General features: G+C 54.8%; 17 protein-coding genes. 5 read left to right on the top strand and 12 right to left on the bottom strand.

The features are described 5' to 3' along the window. Positions 1 to 13: 13 nt before the first annotated feature. Together cls and OLTU_RS20495 are read right to left on the bottom strand one after the other, a co-directional pair. Positions 14 to 1,471, bottom strand: coding sequence for a cardiolipin synthase (gene cls / locus OLTU_RS20490; protein WP_176736805.1), 1,458 nt, complete (start codon positions 1,469 to 1,471; stop codon positions 14 to 16). A gap of 10 nt (positions 1,472 to 1,481) precedes the next feature. Next, entirely contained in the window at positions 1,482 to 1,961 is a 480-nt protein-coding gene (locus OLTU_RS20495; RefSeq protein WP_141734614.1) for an Lrp/AsnC family transcriptional regulator, read from the bottom strand. Between the two features lie 285 nt (positions 1,962 to 2,246). Between OLTU_RS20495 and asnB the strand changes: the two genes are divergently transcribed. Further along, complete coding sequence (gene asnB, locus OLTU_RS20500; RefSeq protein ID WP_141734615.1) at positions 2,247 to 3,842, top strand: asparagine synthase B; 1,596 nt, start codon at positions 2,247 to 2,249, stop codon at positions 3,840 to 3,842. A 119-nt stretch (positions 3,843 to 3,961) separates the two neighbouring features. Next, positions 3,962 to 5,029: a DM9 repeat-containing protein gene (locus OLTU_RS20505; protein WP_141734616.1), complete on the top strand. Its 1,068-nt coding sequence runs from the start codon at positions 3,962 to 3,964 to the stop codon at positions 5,027 to 5,029. 14 nt (positions 5,030 to 5,043) lie between these two features. On the opposite strand, the gene OLTU_RS32015 is transcribed toward OLTU_RS20505, so the two are convergent. Further along, positions 5,044 to 5,187: a hypothetical protein gene (locus OLTU_RS32015; RefSeq protein WP_218110162.1), complete on the bottom strand. Its 144-nt coding sequence runs from the start codon at positions 5,185 to 5,187 to the stop codon at positions 5,044 to 5,046. 167 nt (positions 5,188 to 5,354) lie between these two features. After that, a complete protein-coding gene (locus OLTU_RS33260; RefSeq protein WP_141734617.1) occupies positions 5,355 to 5,585 on the bottom strand; it encodes an HNH endonuclease in 231 nt (76 codons plus the stop codon). A gap of 433 nt (positions 5,586 to 6,018) precedes the next feature. Here OLTU_RS33260 and OLTU_RS20515 point away from each other — a divergent pair, with 433 nt between their 5' ends. From OLTU_RS20515 to OLTU_RS20525, 3 genes are all read left to right on the top strand, one after another. Beyond that, the gene (locus OLTU_RS20515; protein WP_218110163.1) at positions 6,019 to 6,921 is read left to right on the top strand and encodes a hypothetical protein; all 903 of its coding nucleotides are present in this window, start codon (positions 6,019 to 6,021) and stop codon (positions 6,919 to 6,921) included. Positions 6,922 to 7,484: 563 nt separating this feature from the next. Then, positions 7,485 to 7,709, top strand: a complete 225-nt coding sequence (locus OLTU_RS20520) for a hypothetical protein (protein ID WP_141734619.1) — start codon at positions 7,485 to 7,487, stop codon at positions 7,707 to 7,709. A 15-nt stretch (positions 7,710 to 7,724) separates the two neighbouring features. Further along, a complete protein-coding gene (locus OLTU_RS20525) occupies positions 7,725 to 8,483 on the top strand; it encodes a hypothetical protein (protein ID WP_141734620.1) in 759 nt (252 codons plus the stop codon). Positions 8,484 to 8,804: 321 nt separating this feature from the next. On the opposite strand, the gene OLTU_RS20530 is transcribed toward OLTU_RS20525, so the two are convergent. The 8 genes from OLTU_RS20530 to OLTU_RS20565 all read right to left on the bottom strand — a co-directional run bounded on the left by OLTU_RS20530 (position 8,805) and on the right by OLTU_RS20565 (position 17,015). Continuing rightward, positions 8,805 to 9,854, bottom strand: a complete 1,050-nt coding sequence (locus OLTU_RS20530; protein ID WP_141734621.1) for a hypothetical protein — start codon at positions 9,852 to 9,854, stop codon at positions 8,805 to 8,807. 114 nt (positions 9,855 to 9,968) lie between these two features. Further along, entirely contained in the window at positions 9,969 to 11,114 is a 1,146-nt protein-coding gene (locus OLTU_RS20535) for a GtrA family protein (protein ID WP_141734622.1), read from the bottom strand. Positions 11,115 to 11,207: 93 nt separating this feature from the next. Beyond that, entirely contained in the window at positions 11,208 to 11,906 is a 699-nt protein-coding gene (locus OLTU_RS20540) for a pseudouridine synthase (RefSeq protein WP_141734623.1), read from the bottom strand. Continuing rightward, on the bottom strand, positions 11,906 to 13,120 hold the full coding sequence (locus tag OLTU_RS20545; RefSeq protein WP_141736832.1) for an acetate/propionate family kinase: 1,215 nt from the start codon (positions 13,118 to 13,120) through the stop codon (positions 11,906 to 11,908). The genes OLTU_RS20540 and OLTU_RS20545 overlap by 1 nt, the downstream gene beginning before the upstream one ends. A 17-nt stretch (positions 13,121 to 13,137) precedes the next feature. Then, positions 13,138 to 14,916, bottom strand: a complete 1,779-nt coding sequence (gene ade / locus OLTU_RS20550; RefSeq protein ID WP_176736808.1) for an adenine deaminase — start codon at positions 14,914 to 14,916, stop codon at positions 13,138 to 13,140. A 67-nt stretch (positions 14,917 to 14,983) separates the two neighbouring features. Then, complete coding sequence (locus OLTU_RS20555; RefSeq protein ID WP_141734625.1) at positions 14,984 to 15,853, bottom strand: DUF4198 domain-containing protein; 870 nt, start codon at positions 15,851 to 15,853, stop codon at positions 14,984 to 14,986. Between the two features lie 21 nt (positions 15,854 to 15,874). After that, positions 15,875 to 16,375, bottom strand: a complete 501-nt coding sequence (locus OLTU_RS20560) for a DUF2271 domain-containing protein (protein ID WP_141734626.1) — start codon at positions 16,373 to 16,375, stop codon at positions 15,875 to 15,877. A 1-nt stretch (position 16,376) separates the two neighbouring features. Beyond that, the gene (locus OLTU_RS20565) at positions 16,377 to 17,015 is read right to left on the bottom strand and encodes a PepSY-associated TM helix domain-containing protein (RefSeq protein WP_176736809.1); all 639 of its coding nucleotides are present in this window, start codon (positions 17,013 to 17,015) and stop codon (positions 16,377 to 16,379) included. Positions 17,016 to 17,027: the final 12 nt, after the last annotated feature.

The following is a 17,027-nucleotide window of genomic DNA, read 5'->3' on the forward strand; positions in this document are numbered from 1 at the left end:
CCAGTGAAAGGAGCTAAAGGTAGGGCGAGACCAGTCTCGCCAGACCATCCCGGATGCGGACCGGTAGCGGCCGGGCCTGCAGTTCATCCAGATTCAAACGCCGCGCCCGGGTCAGACGCTCCTCGATGAGCGCGTCCAGTTTCGCGGTAAAGTGTGTATCATAGGCTTCACAGTTGAATTCAAAATTCAAACGCAGCGAACGTGGATCCCAGTTGGTGGAGCCGATCAGACTCCAGCGTCCATCCACAGTCATCAGTTTCGCATGATCAAAGGGCGGCGGCGTCACCCAAACCCGACAGCCAAAGGTCACGACCTGCCAGAGCTGAGCCACCGAAGCCCACTGCACGAGCCGCAGATTATTGCGGGCCGGGATGATGATATCGATTTCAATCCCACGGGTGGCGGCCACACCCAGCGCTGTGGCCAGCGCCATATCGGGTAAAAAGTAAGGCGTCACGATCCGCACTCTTTTTTTCGCTGACGAGATCGCCGCCTGCAGAGCCCACGCCAGGGCATGACTGGTTTCATCCGGTCCATCCGCGATGCCGCGGCAGATCACATCCCCCGAGATGCGCAGAGGACGGAACCAGCGATCCCCCTGCAGGCTTTCGCCGGTGCTGAAAAGCCAGTCTTCGGCAAAGACCTCCTGCAGCTGTCCCACGATGGGGCCTTCCAGACGAAAGTGAACATCCGCCGTGGGCATGGGACTCGGTGCGGAGAGCACATGATTCACGCGAATATTCATGCCGCCGGTAAATCCGATCTGGCCGTCGATGACACAGATCTTGCGATGCGTGCGCAGGTTAAACACGCTGATATGATGAATGGGAATGAAGAGGGCCGTCGGCACCCCGCGTTTTCGCAGCATGCGATACACCGAAGGAAAGTGATAGCGCACGCCCACCGCATCGATCAAAATCCGCACGTGCACCCCGCGCTGCACCGCGAGGGCCAGCTCATCGACAAAGGCCCGGCCGAGAGCATCATAGGAAAAGATATAGGTCACGAGAGTAATGGAATGCTGAGCCTGGCGAATGGCTTCGAGCATGGCGGGAAAGGCTTCCTCACCATTTTCCAGCACATCGATCTGATTGCCGGCCAGCAGGGGGCGATTCACCACGCAGCTGACAGCGTTGGCAATCTGCACAAGGGCTTCGCCATCGGGCTGGAATTTGAGGTTGAGTTCCTCCACAGGCATGGAAAAAGCGGAGAGGCTCAGGCGGAATTTCTCTCGCGAGGCCCGCAGGGCCATGGCCTTGCGGCGAACCCGATTGATCCCGAAAAGAAAATAAAGAACCGCACCCACCCCAGGGGACAGGAGGATCAGACCGGCCCAGCCCAGAGCCGAGCGGACATCGCGCTTCCACAGCACCGCATGGAATGCCGCCCACAGGGAAAGCGCGGACGTCACCACGGTAAAGACGTAAGGCCAGTAGTTCAGAATCCATTCGAATACCTGATCTTCCTGCAAAGGGGCCCCCTCAGGTTTTATCCACACGCGTCAGATTCAAATCACGCCGCATCAAGGTTTCCAGCACAACATAGGTATAGGTGGACTGAATATCAGGGATCCGCTGAATTTTTTCGGTCAGGATGTGATAGAGTTCTGAGGTCTGCCGCACAACGAGTTTGACGATCAAGGAGAATTCGCCGGTCGTGAAGTAACTTTCCAGCACCTCCGGAATCGCCGCCAGACGTTTCTGCACCGCTTCCATCCGGGAGGCTTCCTTCAGGGAAATGCCGATAAAAGCAAAGAGCGAATAACCGAGTTTATCGATATGGATCTCGGCCCGCGCATCGCCCAGGACACCCAGCTGGGTCAGACGCTTGATGCGGTTATGCACGGTGCCGGTTGAAATGCTCAGACGCTCGGCAATATCCTGATAGGGCGTGCGTACATCATGCTGCAAAGCCATCAGAATCTGTCGATCAGTGGCATCGAGTTGGTCGCGCAAGGTCACAAAGCACTCCTCTGTGAAGGATTCTGTATTGTGAAACAGCCCCCTGGGAGCCGGCAAGAGCAAAATAGCGCCCGATCGCCAGGTCGGGCCATGATATGCCTTCAATTTAGACCATATTTTTTACAGTTTCATTCATATTTATAGGCTGCCATTGGGTTCATATTTAAATTTTCACGCTCCAGGCTGATTCCTTTTGCAGGATTTTGCGCCATTTCCTACACCTGACAGACGCCCGAGCCCAGCGGCGCGGGTTACACTGAGGAACTGCAGCAAGGAATAACGTGTATGTGTGGAATATTCGCCTTTTTCGGTCATAGCCGCTCCCCCGAGGAACTGGAAACCGCCTTCGCCACCCTGCAGCACCGAGGTCCGGACCGATCCAGCTTTGAATGCATCCGGCCCGGGGTCTGGTTTGGCTTTCATCGCCTTGCCATCATGGACCTGTCCGTGGCCGGTCAGCAGCCCTTCCATCATCCGGCGAACAAAGATGCGCTGATTTGCAATGGCGAAATCTACAATGCCGACGCGCTGCGGGCCCGTCTGGAAGGTTCCTTTCCCTTTCACTCCCATTCGGACTGTGAGGTCCTCCTCCCGCTGATTCATGAGGACGGATTTGCCATCGCCATGCGGGAACTCGATGCGGAATTTGCCCTGGTTTATTACGACAGCGAGCGGCAATCGCTCTGGGCGGCGCGTGACCCGATCGGCATTCGTCCGCTGTTCTATGGAACGACCGAAGTGCCAGGCGAGATCGCCTTTGCCTCGGAAGTCAAGGCTCTGCATGAGATCTGTCTTGAGGTGAAACCGGTTCCGCCCGGGCACTACTTTGATGGTTATACCTTCCGCTCCTATCGCTCGATGATTCATCAGGCGCCGCGCTCCTATGCAAGGCGCGAGGACCTGGCGCCCGTGATCCGCGAAAAGCTGACCGAAGCCGTGCGCAAACGTCTTCATTCCGATCGCGAGCTGGGCTGCCTTCTGAGTGGCGGATTGGATTCCTCGCTGGTGGCAGCTCTGGCCACACGCCTCGCCGGGCACAGGCTCCAGACCTTCGCCGTGGGCTGTACGGTCGGCCCTATCGATATGAAATACGCAGCGGAGGTGGCGAAGTTCATCGGCTCCGATCATCATGAGATCTATTTCGAATTGGATGAAGCCGTCTCGATCCTCGAGGAGGTCATCCGTCAGCTCGAAACCTGGGACATCACCACCGTGCGGGCTGCCATCGGCATGTACATCGTCTGCCGGGCGATTCGCAAACAGAGCGCGGTGAAGGTGCTGCTGACGGGCGAAGTCAGCGATGAGCTCTTCGGCTACAAATACACCGACTTTGCTCCTGATGCCGCGGCTTTCCAGGCGGAGGCCCAAAAACGCATTCACGAAATCCACTGCTACGATGTGCTGCGCGCCGATCGTAGCATCAGCTCGCACGGCCTGGAAGCACGCGTGCCCTTCGGTGATCTTGATTTTGTGGATGCCGTGATGGCGATTGATCCGGAATGGAAAATGAATCGCACCGGCATGGGCAAAGCCCTTTTGCGTGAGGCCTTCGCCGGCACGGGCCTTCTTCCGGACAGCATTCTGTATCGGGAAAAAGCCGCGTTTTCCGATGCCGTCGGACACAGCATGGTCGATACCCTCAAGGCCTTTGCCGACAAGGTCATCCGTTCCGAGGAACTGGACGGCGCTGCCCGCGAGTTCCCGATCCATACGCCTTTCACCAAGGAGGCGCTGCTCTACCGCCGGATTTTTGAAAAATATTATCCGGGCCGCGCGGAGCTGATTCCAGGTTACTGGATGCCCAACGCGAGCTGGGATGGATGCGCGGTGAATGATCCCAGTGCCCGGGCCTTGAAAAATTACGGCAAGAGCGGGGAATAAGACCCGCTGAAGTTTAGTATTAAGCCCCTGATATGAAGGGGCTTTCTACCTTTCCTCAATAAGGCTTCCGGGAGCACCGATAGATAGGGAACACATTTTTTCAAGATTTGGAGTTTCTGGTGCTGCGACCCATAATACTCTTCAGCGCAATCACCTTTGCAGGCCCGTCCTGCAGCAACTCCAAGTTGAAAGGACCGGTGGTTCCCGGCGAGGGTATTGAGCACAACAATGATATCGAGCAGCTTTCTCCGGATGAGACGCCGCTTCAAGGCACCGAAGGAACCTTACCGAGCGAAACAATTGAAGAGGTCTCGCCTCCTGCGAATATTTCAGGAGCCTATCTGGCCTGCTCGGAAGCCAGGCCTGCGACGGCCTCTCTTCCGGAAGTCCTGGTCAACTGCGGCCTGAAGGACGAGATTTCCAACGGCAAAGTCAATCTGGTCGGCACTTATACGAACCCTCGATGGACCTATAAGACTCCAGCCCAAAGCACTCTGGCTTTGACAGTTCAGGAATTGCCGGACAACCCCGACTGGCACGTGCAGTTCACGGTCAAAGGCCCAACCCTGTCCGACGTTCTCGCCCAAATGGGTTCCATCTCATTCACATTGGAAGTTGAGGACGCTGGGCGTATCAACCGTCAGGAGTCATCAACGATCCGCCATTCCCTTGTTCAATGGCTGCCATTGGATGGAGCCAAAATTCCGACCCAGGCCGTGGTGGGAGGGACCGAAAACGAGGGCGCACGAAATCTCTATATCTGCCGTGTCCATTATGGAAATGAAGTCATACCGGGCCTGCTGGCCGCTCATTTTAATGACCCGAATAATAAATCCATCTGCTACGCAGCGTCCAACGGGGTTTCCATCGTCTCCAATTCCAGCGATGGCCTGAGTGTTCTCTATAAGAGCGACGTGCTCGTCATCAACGCGGGCGCATTCGCTGAATATTTCGAATGGCTCCCGGCATCCAACGGCCAACTGCATTCCAACGCCTACGTCTCAGGCTATGATGCGACCGGTCAGCCGCTCTATTCATGCCGCGGAACGCAGGCCGATGGCGTGGTTGTCGAACAGACCCCAGGGTCATTGAAACAAGGTTCACCGGGCTGTGTTTTTAATTTCAATGGGTCCCAGACGCGCACGGATTATGAAGTCCTGTCCTGGAAACAAACAGCACCACAATAGGGCGCTCCCGTCGGTCAGTTCCTGATGGGAAAGCTCACGCCCAAAGCAAAACCATCATAGCGGGTTTTGAAGGAGCGTTTTTCCCCTTCACTGCTGCTGTGGACCGCACCATTCGGATAGACGATCTGTTTCTCGAGGCGGCCCTTGACCGTCATCACGCGCTGCGCGGAGCAATGCCATTCAAAATAAACTGAACCCTGGCCCAGGTGGGATAGAAAAACTTGGTGCCGAGTGTTGCGCCTTTCTAGGTTTGGCTTCCTATTCCTTTCCGAGTCTGCTCAATGTAAGTGCTGCGCCTGCCCATCCAACGCCGCCGCCACACTGGCTATTTTATGGAATCCAGCGAATTCAAAATTTCCGCGCAACATTTCTGGCAACTAAGATTCTCTAATAAGCAACGCAGCTTTTGCTTTTCCTTGATCACTTGCCAGTGTTCCTTTGTGTGATCGCTCACATTCTGAAGTTCCAGGTTCTGGAATCGATTGTCCGCCTTCCTGCCATTCCGGTGATGCACAATTTCCTTGTGCTGCATACACCGTCCCAGATGTCTATACATGACCAGTCAGTGTTCCGGTACGTATTGCTTGTTCGTCATGCGTGCCATTGGCCTGAAAATTTCTCTCTCGTGTGCCGGAACTTCATCATGTGAATCATCCTGTATTCCCGAGTTATAAAACTCCCCCGATAGGGGGGCTAACCAAGCAAGAAGGTCTAATTCAGTAAATTCAAAAAATTGGAGGCAAGCCACCTGCATATGCCGGCTCTAAATGCGTTGGGCCGACGAAAAATAAACAGGATCTGGTTGGTCAATCAACCACCACAATTTGGCCTTTAGCAGTCAGTCTGCCGGTCAGCTACCGGCTACAAGTTGATCAGGCGGTAGGAGTTGGTTCTTGGACAATATCGACCCGGCTTCCGAAGTCTCGCCATTGTCTCCGGTCCATTTATGTCATATCTTGACACCTGAACCATCCAATCAAGGTGTCTGCATGAATCAAGTTCCAACTCTCCCTGAAGAACTTCAACATGGCGATTTTTTGGCTGGCTCCATGAATTCGCCTTACAACCTGCCCACCGAGCAAATTGGATATCAAGAAGTCTATTTTGCATTTATCGATGTTCTTGGATATCGCTCTCTGTTAATGAAGCACAGGGACGAAGCTCCTCGCATCATCTTTCAGATCATGAGACAAGTCCACGACTTCTGCTCAACGACCTACAAGCAAATACGGATGAAAATCTTGAGCGACAGTATTTTGGTGTGGTCAGAAAACTCTTCCGTTGTCCATATTTGGAGCGTCCTGAACGTTATCGAACTTATTAGAAATCAATTCTTGAAAAATGGTCTCTTTCTACGAGGGGCGGTTGCGAAAGGGAAAAGCTTTGTCCATCAAGATATAATCGTAAGTCCGGCTTTAAGTAGAGCCTATGAGCTCGAATCGAAAATATGTAAGGTTCCGCGAATTTTGATTGATGATGGATTACAGAAACTGGCTTGTGCTGACTTACGGCGAGACCCTGGAGGAGCTGAGTTCCTTTTCTGGAAAGGCGTTGCTCTGATATGTAACAGCTGGATATTTAAAAGAGATTTTGACGACAGAGTTATTCTTCATCCGTTTTCTGGTTTAGAGGGTTATACCGTCGTCCAAACTGGTAAGCCCAGCTCCTACGTTCATGGTGATAAAATTCCAGATACGGAGACAATGGCTAAAATGAGAGCTGAAGGCATAGGATCGTTAAATGCTTTCAGGGGGCAGATTATTCAAAACATGGAAAAGTCCCGGAACAATATCGAGGTATATGAAAAGTTCCGGTATCTGGCTCAGAAGTTCGACGAAGTCCTCTCCGAAAGAGCAATCCCTCCTTCAGAACTGCAGAAGATTTTAGATTAAGCATCGCCCTCGTTAACACTGAGGGAAAAGCAGCATGGCTTAGGGGGCGCTTGACTGCAGCCTGACCAGCTGTTCCTAGATGTCGCAGCGACGCCGCCTTCGATGGGCAGGCTTTTGTTCCTTGTTGTGCCCGGCGTCATCCCCTCGGTGGCACTCCTGCCGGTTGCAGCCGCCCCAAAAATCACTTTACAATTGGTGGGGAGTCCCCCCCCCCGGGAACAGGCGCCATAGGTGTAGTCATTTTTCTCGAAATGACGGAGCAGGCCTTCCTGTTTAGCTCGCCAAGTCTGATTTGCCACGACTTACAGCCTAAAGGTTATTGAAAATGGGGATTTATCCGACGAAAACTATGTTGTGTCTAAAAATTCCCATTATTCCGCGTGCCCGGTCGCATAAGAACAGCGTGTTAGGGGAATCGAAACTTAACTCACTGAAACAACGATCAATCTGCACGCCGAAAACGATAAATTCCTTGTGTCCATGGAATTCCTGGACATGTTAATTGAAATCACGTATATGCCTTTTGGCGTATTTGGGAAGCCAGTTTATGAGGTGCATGACACGTGGAAAATTATCAACGCTTTATTCTGAAATTAATAAGAGTGGTTCGGGTCATCTTTGGAGTAGTTCTTCTCACCGCTATTATCACAAAGCTCACGGGGACACAGGAAACGTTCCTGGGCGGAGCGTTCGATGCTGGAATGCTTGACTCAGCAATCAAAGCGTTTCTGATTGTCGAAGCTTCTTTCTGGGCGCTCAAATACCGGCTTTCCAAAGCCACCAAATAAGCGGGAGAAATGACGATGAGATTTATATTTGCACTTATTGCCTTTGTTACTCTTTCCAGCACGGATGCATTTGCTCTCAAGTGGTTCGGCGGTACCACCTTTTATGAATTCTGCGCGAAAGGAGCACCTGATGGTTGCGTTCTTGCCAGAACAGAGAGAAACGGAGATTTTACGTTTATCGTCCGCGACATGACGCGCGTTAACGGTTTACCGTATGGCCATCGTCAAAGGGGTCCTACCGGCGACTGGGTTGCATCAATCAGTGCAGCCGCTTATAACTCCATTTTGGCAGCTGGTGTGGAGCGGGTGGAGGTTGATCCTTATAGTGGTGGGTATAGTGAGATTGCTCAGATTGATCGGGATATTGCGAAGAATGCCAGAAGATGTATTCTCCTGGTTGCTGCGTGTACGACAGCCGCCCTTGGTTCGGTAGGAAACTGGTGGGCAATCGGAGGTGCAGCTCTTGGTTGCGTTATTGCAGGCTGGGATTGCGACGACCTTAAGCAGACAAACCAGGCTCTTCTTAGAAAACGTGAAGAGATTGATGCTGAAATAAAAGCTGAAATTGAAAAACAAAACGAAGAGCAGAGAAAAATTGATGCCAATGCCGCTTGGGAAGGCCGTGGCAGAGAGGGAGGGGAACCCGGCAGGCCGAGCCCCGGCCCTGGCGGCGCACCTAGAACGCCACCCCCGCCGTTGCCAGGCGGAGTTGTTACCATCCGTGAAACACCTCCCACTGGAGGGAGCATTTTCCACCCCGCACATCCACATTGACCACTAAATACAGTCATTTCTAAAAAGGGACCTTCTGGTCCCTTTTTTTTGAGCAGCGGGATCCTGGGTCTCCTGTTGCCAGTTGGATATTCCGAAGAAGGTTTTACGGTATGTGACAGAAAAGATGTCGTTTCCATGGTAAGCGCATCATTGTCGACGGCTAGTACCTGATACCGCCTGATCGTATCCTGCCCTTATCACCCGCAGCTGGTGATCTGAAAACAGTTCTTTATTGGATGTCCGTAAAGCATAAAGGTTCCCCGGGAAACAATCAAAATCCAATCCTTAAAACGACAGTGGGACCCTCGGCGATACCTTCGGTCAGTTCCTGATGGGAAAGCTCACGCCCAAAGCAAAACCATCATAGCGGGTTTTGAAGGAGCGTTTTTCCCCTTCACTGCTGCTGTGGACCGCACCATTCGGATAGACGATCTGTTTCTCGAGGCGGCCCTTGACCGTCATCACGCGCTGCGCGGAGCGATACCACTCAAAATAAACCGAACCCTCGCCCAGTTGCCAGGCCAGACCCAGAGCTCCATCCAAACCTTTTGAATAATTCTTTCCAACGTATTTTTCGCTGACAAAACCAACCGAGCGTTCATACTCGCGATTGCCGCCACCGAAGACATAATAATTGCCAACCAGATAAGGCCTCCACACACCAAAGCGTGGGCCCACTTTCGCGCTCACACCGAGTTCGAAAAGAGAGGAGGTAAAGTCCTCATCATCGGCGTTGGTGTCGTTGTCATAACCATCTACATGCATAATGCCACCGACTTCGAGGGCAGGATGGAGGACAGACAGGATACGGGCTTCAAAATTGGTGGAATGAAAGTTCGCGACGCTGCGATCCTCGGGTTTGTACCAGCGGCGACCGACGGAAAAATCGGCGTTCCAGCCGGTCGGCTGCAGACCGCTGAAGGTTGGCGTTTCACTGGTCGGCTGGGGATCGGCCGGTGCTTCCCGGGAAGGGGCCTCTGCGGGAACGGGGGTCGCCGCAGACACAGGTGCAACCTCAGCAGCAACCGGCTGGCACTTCCAGGTGATACGTCGTTCTGTTTTATCCCGGGTTTCCGACACCGAGGTGGAGGAGGCTGCGACATTCTTTCCGGAGGCCCGGCCCGCGGTTTCCGACTGCGTGACCGTGGTGGAACCGACCTTGACGTCCGCCGCTTCCTCGATCACATAACCATCCGGACAGTGACCCTGCATCACACGTTCCGCTTTCACATGAGCGGGTTCGCCAAAGATTCCTTCCTGAACCGCCAGCTCACCCCCACGACCCGGCTGCACGCGGGTGACATGCACTGTGGAACAACCGACACCCAGCCCGGCCAGGACCAACACGGAAAACACAAGCTGCTTCTTCACGACTTTATCCCTTATTGTGATCGATCGAGCCTGTTTGAACACAGACCAGGCACGGTTTTGCAAGACCCGTGCAGACAAGGGATGCTGAAGTCGCAGGAATATTGCTGGTGCACCCTAATGACGCGAAGGCGTCTCAGAAGCAGGCGTCCCATCGGACACAACCCGGCCGCGATCGACAAAGGTCCAATAGGAATTGAGGAAATAGTTCACAGCAGTCGCTGGAATAATACCGCACACCTGAAAGAGATGGGGACTGCCTTCCGGGAAAAGATGCGAAAGCAGGACGAAGGTTCCAAAGCTGATGCCAAGGGAGACGAGGGAAACCAGATTGAACTGCAGACCTTTGATGGCCGTCCGCCGCTGATTCTGCCGTTGGGCAAAGGTCCACTTATGATTCAAGGTGAAATTCCAAAGGATCGAAGCTTCAATCGCCAAAGGCGACGCGATGTATTTCGAAAGCCCGGCCGCATGCAGCAGCGAAAACAGACCAAGGTTCACAATCACACCGGAGAACCCCACCACGCAGAACCTGGCAAAGGTTTCCAGGCCGCGCAAGCGAATGGACCAGGCATTGACGATGAATTCAATGATATCCTGAAAACCAAGCTTCGATTCGCCTTCCACCCGATCGGTGAACTTCACCGGAATTTCCCGGATGCGCGCGCCGCTGATATAGGCGGCATGCAGAAGGGAAACCTGAAAACCATAGCCCTGCGTGCGAATCGTAGCGAGATCCACATCCTGCAGAACCCTGGCTCGAATGCAGCGAAAACCGGCGGTGCAATCGCGTACCGGATAAATGCCGGCCACATAACGGGCCACGATATTGCCGAACTTCGAATTGAGTTTCCGGTAGGTGCTCCATTCCGCAGGGATGCTGCCACCCGGCACATAGCGGCTGCCGATCACAAAATCAGCACCATCCTCCAGCGCTTTCAAAAGGCGCGGCACATCCCAGGGATCGTGGGAAAAATCCGAATCCATTTCAAAGACCGCATCGGCTCCCAGGCGCAGAGCCTCCTCCATGCCGCGAATATAGGCCTTGCCCAGACCCTGTTTCTGTCCCGTGATGAGATGCAGGTACGGGCGCGTGGTCTGGTATTCACGCACCACGTCCTGGGTGCCATCCGGTGAATTGTCATCCACCACCAGAATATTCATGTCATGTCGAAGAGTTTGAAAGACCTGATCCAGACTGCTGATCATTCTGCCTATATTGGCTCGTTCATTATAGGTCGGCAGAACAAGAAACACTTTCATGAAGCTTCCCGGGGTGGTACTGGCAATATTATCCAATCCGGGATGTACCATAGACAGGTTCGCGGGTAAAGGTGACTCTGCCAAACCCGGCCGTTATGTCCAGCCAAAGCGTGCAAACAGACGCCGCCACTCCTCATCCAGCGGGGCCTCCAGTCTCAGGCGCTGCCCATGACGTGGATGATCGATCTCCAAAAACCGATGATGCAGCAGCAGACGGGACACACCGAATGCCTCCCGAAAAAAACGATTGTGCACGCCATGCCCATAAACGGTATCACCGATGATCGGATGAAAAATCGACTTGCAGTGGCGGCGCAGCTGATGCCGCCGCCCTGTTTCGGGTTGCATTTCACACAAACTGTAACGCGCCCTGGGATAGCGATCGACCGCATGATCCAGCTCCACGGTCGCGAGTCGCCTGAGGTGCGTGACCGCCTCCTGAGCGGGCGCTGTGGGATCGTCCGGATCGGTCAGAGGATGATCAATTATCGACTGTTCCGGAGCCCAGCCGCGGACCACCGCGAAGTAGGTCTTGTCACAGCGCTGCTCCATCCACTGCCGCCCGAGCTGCGATGCCATCTCCCGACTGCGGGCCAGCACCAGAACTCCTGAGGTCGGACGATCGAGGCGATGTACGGGATAAAGATGCTGCCCTGCGACCCCACGCATGATCTGCAGCACAGCCGGTTCCTGCCGCGACGTCGCTTCACTGCGATGCACCAGGATGCCCGCGGGCTTATGGATGACGATCAGATCCTCGTCTTCAAAGAGGATGGGAAAGCCTGCGGTCATCAGGTCTTCACCAGCTGCCGCACATCCCGGGCAATCATGAGTTCCTCATTGGTCGGGATCACCCAAACCTCGGGACTTAAGCCGTCGCGACTGATTTTACCCTCGCGACTGCCAACCGTTTCTGCATTCCGTACCGGATCCAGGTCAATTCCAAAGCGATGCAGGCCGCGCAGGATCTGCTCGCGCACCACATCCGAGTTTTCGCCGATACCGCCGGTGAACACCACGGCATCAACCCCGCTGGTGCCCACCATATAAGCGCCCAGATATTTGCGGGCGCGATAGCAGAACATATCAATGGCCAGCTGCGCGCGCCGATCGCCGTTTTCCTGCACCTCTTCCAGAAGATCGCGCATGTCATGGGTCAGACCGGAAATGCCGAGGAGCCCCGACTGTTTATTCAGAAGCCCTTCGATTTCATGGACATTCATGCCTTCCTTGTCGGCGATCAATTCCAACACCGCGGGATCCACATCACCGGACCGCGTGCCCATCATCAGCCCTTCCAGAGGCGTCATCCCCATGGACGTGTCCACCGAGACTCCATGGACGATCGCCGTCACCGAACAGCCGTTGCCGAGATGAAAGAGAATCAGATTGGTGTCCGCTTCGCTGCGTCCTGTGAGTTCACGATAACGCTGGCTCACAAAGCGGCACGATGTTCCGTGAAAACCATAGCGCCGAATCTTGTGGCGCCGATAGAGGGAATAAGGAATCGCATACATCCAGGCCGGCTCAGGCATGGTCAGATGAAAGGAGGTATCAAAGACAGCGATCTGCGGAATTTCACTGCCCAGGATCTCCTGCACGGCTCGAATTCCATTGATGTTGGCCGGATTGTGGATGGGAGCGAGGTCGATGCAGTCCTCCAGTCCGGTCATGACTGTGGCGTTGATACGCACTGAGGATCGAAATTTTTCACCGCCATGCACCACGCGATGGCCCACTGCATGAATGGCAGCAAGAGTTGGGATCACCGGCCCATCCGATTCCGGGGACACCAGCCATTCCAAAACCAGCGCCAGGGCATCACGCATCCGGCGCACCGGAGCCGACTTGCGGATCCGGCGGGCACCGGCTCGCAGGGTCAGGAGCGCCTCGCCGCCGATTCTTTCCACCACACCCTGAGCCAGGGCCTTTTCCCCTTGTTCCTGCATTTCGATCAGCTGGAATTTAAGCGACGAGCTGCCACAATTGATCACAAGGATGTTCATGCGTGAACCTTTCGCACTCAAGGGGTCTCAAGAACCACGGGCACCTTACAGAACGCCTGCACATCGATCAATCCCCGGTCGGTAATCTTGAGACTCGGAATGACCGGAAGGGCCAGGAAGGAAAGCTGCAGAAAGGGTTCACTCAGAACGCAGCCGATGTTTCGGGCCAGCGCTTTCAGTTCCCGCAGCGCCTGGGCCACAGCCTCAGGACTGCTATCGGTCATGAGGCCGGCGATCGGCAGAGCCAGCGCTGCCTGGGCGCCCTTATCCGAGCGCACCACAATGCCTCCATCGATGCGAATCAAATCCTCGACAGCGGCCAGCATGAGTTCATCACTGGAGCCCACCACGATGATATTGTGCGAATCATGATTGATGCTGGTGGCGATCGCCCCATGACGAAGGCCAAAACCCTGCACAAAGGCCGAAGATCGAAAGCCGCGTTGATGGTGGCGTTCGAGCACTGCGATTTTCAGGATATCCTGGGTGGGATCCGCCTGGATTTTTCCCTGCTGAACCTTGAGTGTGGCCCGGCTTTCGCGCGTGAGGATCTGCTGGGGAATGACTTCAATCACCCGCACAGTTGCAGTGGAGCCCGGGGCGGTGATGGCGAAATCGCTCAGCTGGGGAGCCGGCAGATTGAGATTTTTGCGGCTGGCTTGGGGCAGCGGCGAACGCTGTTTTTTCAGCTCGTCTGCATTCACCACCTGGCCGCGTTTGATGACCGAATGGAGGCGCATGCCCTCACGCCAGGTCTGGCCTTTTCTTTCCACCAGACAGATATCCGCCAGGTATCCCGGCGCAAGCGCACCGCGATCGTGCAGACCATAGAGCCGGGCCGTGGCAAAGCTGGCCGCACGGAAGATATCGGCAGGCTCCGTGCCGCTGGTAAGGGCCTTATGGATGATAAAACTGATGTGACCTTCCTCGAGGATATCGAGCGGATTGCGATCGTCACTGCAAAGCCCGACCGTCGCCGATGACCAGGCATCCAGCAGCGGCAGCAGCGCGTCGGCATCCTTCGCGCATGATCCTTCCCGAATCAAAACGTGAATGCCCTTGCTGAGTTTTTCGCGGGCTTCGTGCAGAGTCGTGCTCTCATGACAGCTGTGAATGCCGGCGACCGCATAGGCATTCAAATCCTTGCCACTTAAGCCAGGGCAGTGTCCATCCAAACGCAGCGGACCAAAGTCCAAAAGTTTTTGCATGATATCCGGATCGCGATGCAGAAGACCGGGGAAATTCATCATCTCAGCGAGGCCAAGCACACGCGGATGTCCCACCAGGGACTGTAGATCAGCGGCTTTCAACGTGGCACCGCTGGATTCGAATTCGAGTTCGGGGCTGGTGCTCGGCACACAGCTCGGCACCATCACATGGATATCGATCCGAAGATTTTGCACGGCATCCAGGGCCCAGTGAATGCCCTCCATGCCCAGTACATTGGCTATTTCATGCGGATCCCAGATGGCCGTGGTGGTGCCGCTGGGCAGCGCGGCCTCCTGAAAACGGGCGGGTGTCATCAGACTGCTTTCGACATGCACGTGACTGTCGATAAACCCGGGCACTGCAAAGAGGCCCTTGGCATCGATGACCTGTTCGGCTTCATAAGTTTCGCCCACGCCGACGATCATGCCATCGGCCAGAGCCAGGTCTCCGCTGCGAAATTGTCCGGAAAAAACGTCCAGCCACTGCGCGTTCCGAATGACCAGTGGGACCTTCTTTTCGCCCCGGGCAAAGGCGATGGCCTGGCCAAGTGCCGCTGCATTTTGGAACGTCGATTTGCGATGGGTCATGCGAGTCCTCCCCCTATGCATTTAATATAGGGGGTCGGACGGCCTTTTAAAAGACGATATCGGCGCTTCAGCTCGGGAAGACCTCAAGCGTCACAAACAGCGAGTAGCGATCCTCCTCGAGCGGCGTCTTCCCTGGACGGGCGTATTCGGCTTCCAGAAGGTAAAAGCCGGCCTTGGGCCACTTGATGGAGACGACTCCTTTGTCATTGGTCGTCAGGGTCACCGTTTCGCGATCGTTGCGATGACGCGTCCCTCCCGGTATCAGGTTCAAGGTCACACCCTTTTCAATCGGCTTGCCGGCGATCAGAATTTGCATGTCGGTGGTTTCGCCCGTGAAAAGATCATTCGGATGGGAGGACAATTTCACCTCCATGCCCTTGCCGTCCCCGTCCAGAGCCTTGCCGGCCTGCCCATTGCGACTGACAAAGGTCTCAATGCGAGCAAAATAGCGCACGTGTTTGATGTTCTTGCTGCCACTTGGGAGCTGAGCGGCCGCGACAAACTCACCAAAGCGCCGTTCCGGTTTTCCTGTGGCGGATTCGAACTCCGTGAACTTCATGCCATCCTGGAAGATCGTGAAGCGGAAGGTTCCGGACTGGTCCAGCAGCCAGGTGCCCACACTTTTTCGTCCCATTGGCGTGACGGGAATATCCCTGGTTTTGCCATCCGGAAGCTTCACCTGCAGTTTCACGTCCGGCCGGGGAGGACCCTTTTTCTTCCCGTCTGCTGGGGCCTTGGATGGGCCGCCCAATGGCAGATCAGGGAAAAAAATTTCATTCGAGACGCTGACATCCAGGGACACAGACTCAGCCTCCTGACCGGAAAGAACGGTGTGACTCGGCAGGATCCAGCGGCTGTGGGCCAACGCAGGGCGGCTCAGGAGAAGCAGGCAGCCGGCGATGCAGGCCTTGTGTATCAATAGTCCAGGGCTCACCATAACAAAACCTCCGAATGAAATTTACAAAGCGGGAATGTTCAGACTGATGACACCCAATTCCTTGGTGGCAGGAATTTTGATCTCCTGCTTGCGCCCCAGTTCGATGGTCTGCTTCACATGATCGCGACCGCCTTCCTCACGCGAAGCTTCGAAATTCAAGACGTAGGATCCAGCCGGGAGGGGCTTGCCCTTTTGATCGACAGGTTTCCAATTGATTTTGTACGTGCCCGGCTTGCGCGTGGCCCCGCTGTAACCATCAATCCCGGCCAGCGATTCCTTCCCGACTCGGCGCCACCACTGCCGCAAATCCTTGAGCCAGGTATCCTTCTGCCACCAGAGAGCGATCGTGGAGACCGCTTTGCGATCCGGCGTTTCCAGCCAGATGGCCACATAGGGGCGGTGATAGGGTTCCACTTTGATATCCGGCAATTCAATTTCAATCTCAAGATCCTTCGGGGTCTGAGCCGGCATAAGAGTGGCGCTCGTGCTCAGCCAGAACCCCAGTAACAAGCGTGCTTTCACGTCAGACTCCAGTCAATCGAGGAACAAGAAAATAGTAAATCATCCATGGCAGGAACAGACCCGCCACGCAAAGGACAAGACCGATACGACGGTATTTCATATTTTGGACCAGGATCACCATACCGGTCAGACTGAAGAAAATCATCGCGAGCGCCGACACATCGATCACCCAGGACCAGGCTTTCCCGCTGTTCCGGCCTTTGTGCAGATCCCCCATGACCTGCCAAAAACCAAACTGTCGAAATTCCAGCAGGATCTTTTTTTCCTCTGTCCTCACCGTGACGAAGGCATAGGCGGAAGGGGTCTGATAGTCGAGAGTGATCTCGCGAAATTCATGATCAAACTTCAGTTCCTTGGGCTGCTCCAGGCCATAGGTCGTCCGCAGAAACTTTTTCAGTTCCACGACCGACACCGGTTCGGCATCCGGATCCCAGACCGCGTTCTCCCATTCCTTTTGGAGTGCGGCGGGAACTTCGATTTCGCGTTCCCCCTCGCGCGCATCGGAGGCCATCCAGCTCGTGTGATTGAGCAGAATCCCCGTGATGCTGAAAAAAATCAGCAGGGCAAAAAACAGGGTCGACACATAGATATGCAGCTCACGCGAGGTTTGGAAAACCTGTCTGGCCTTCTTTGAGATCATCCACGATCGACT

The sequence above is a fragment of the Oligoflexus tunisiensis genome, from assembly GCF_001748245.1.
Classification (GTDB): domain Bacteria; phylum Bdellovibrionota_B; class Oligoflexia; order Oligoflexales; family Oligoflexaceae; genus Oligoflexus; species Oligoflexus tunisiensis.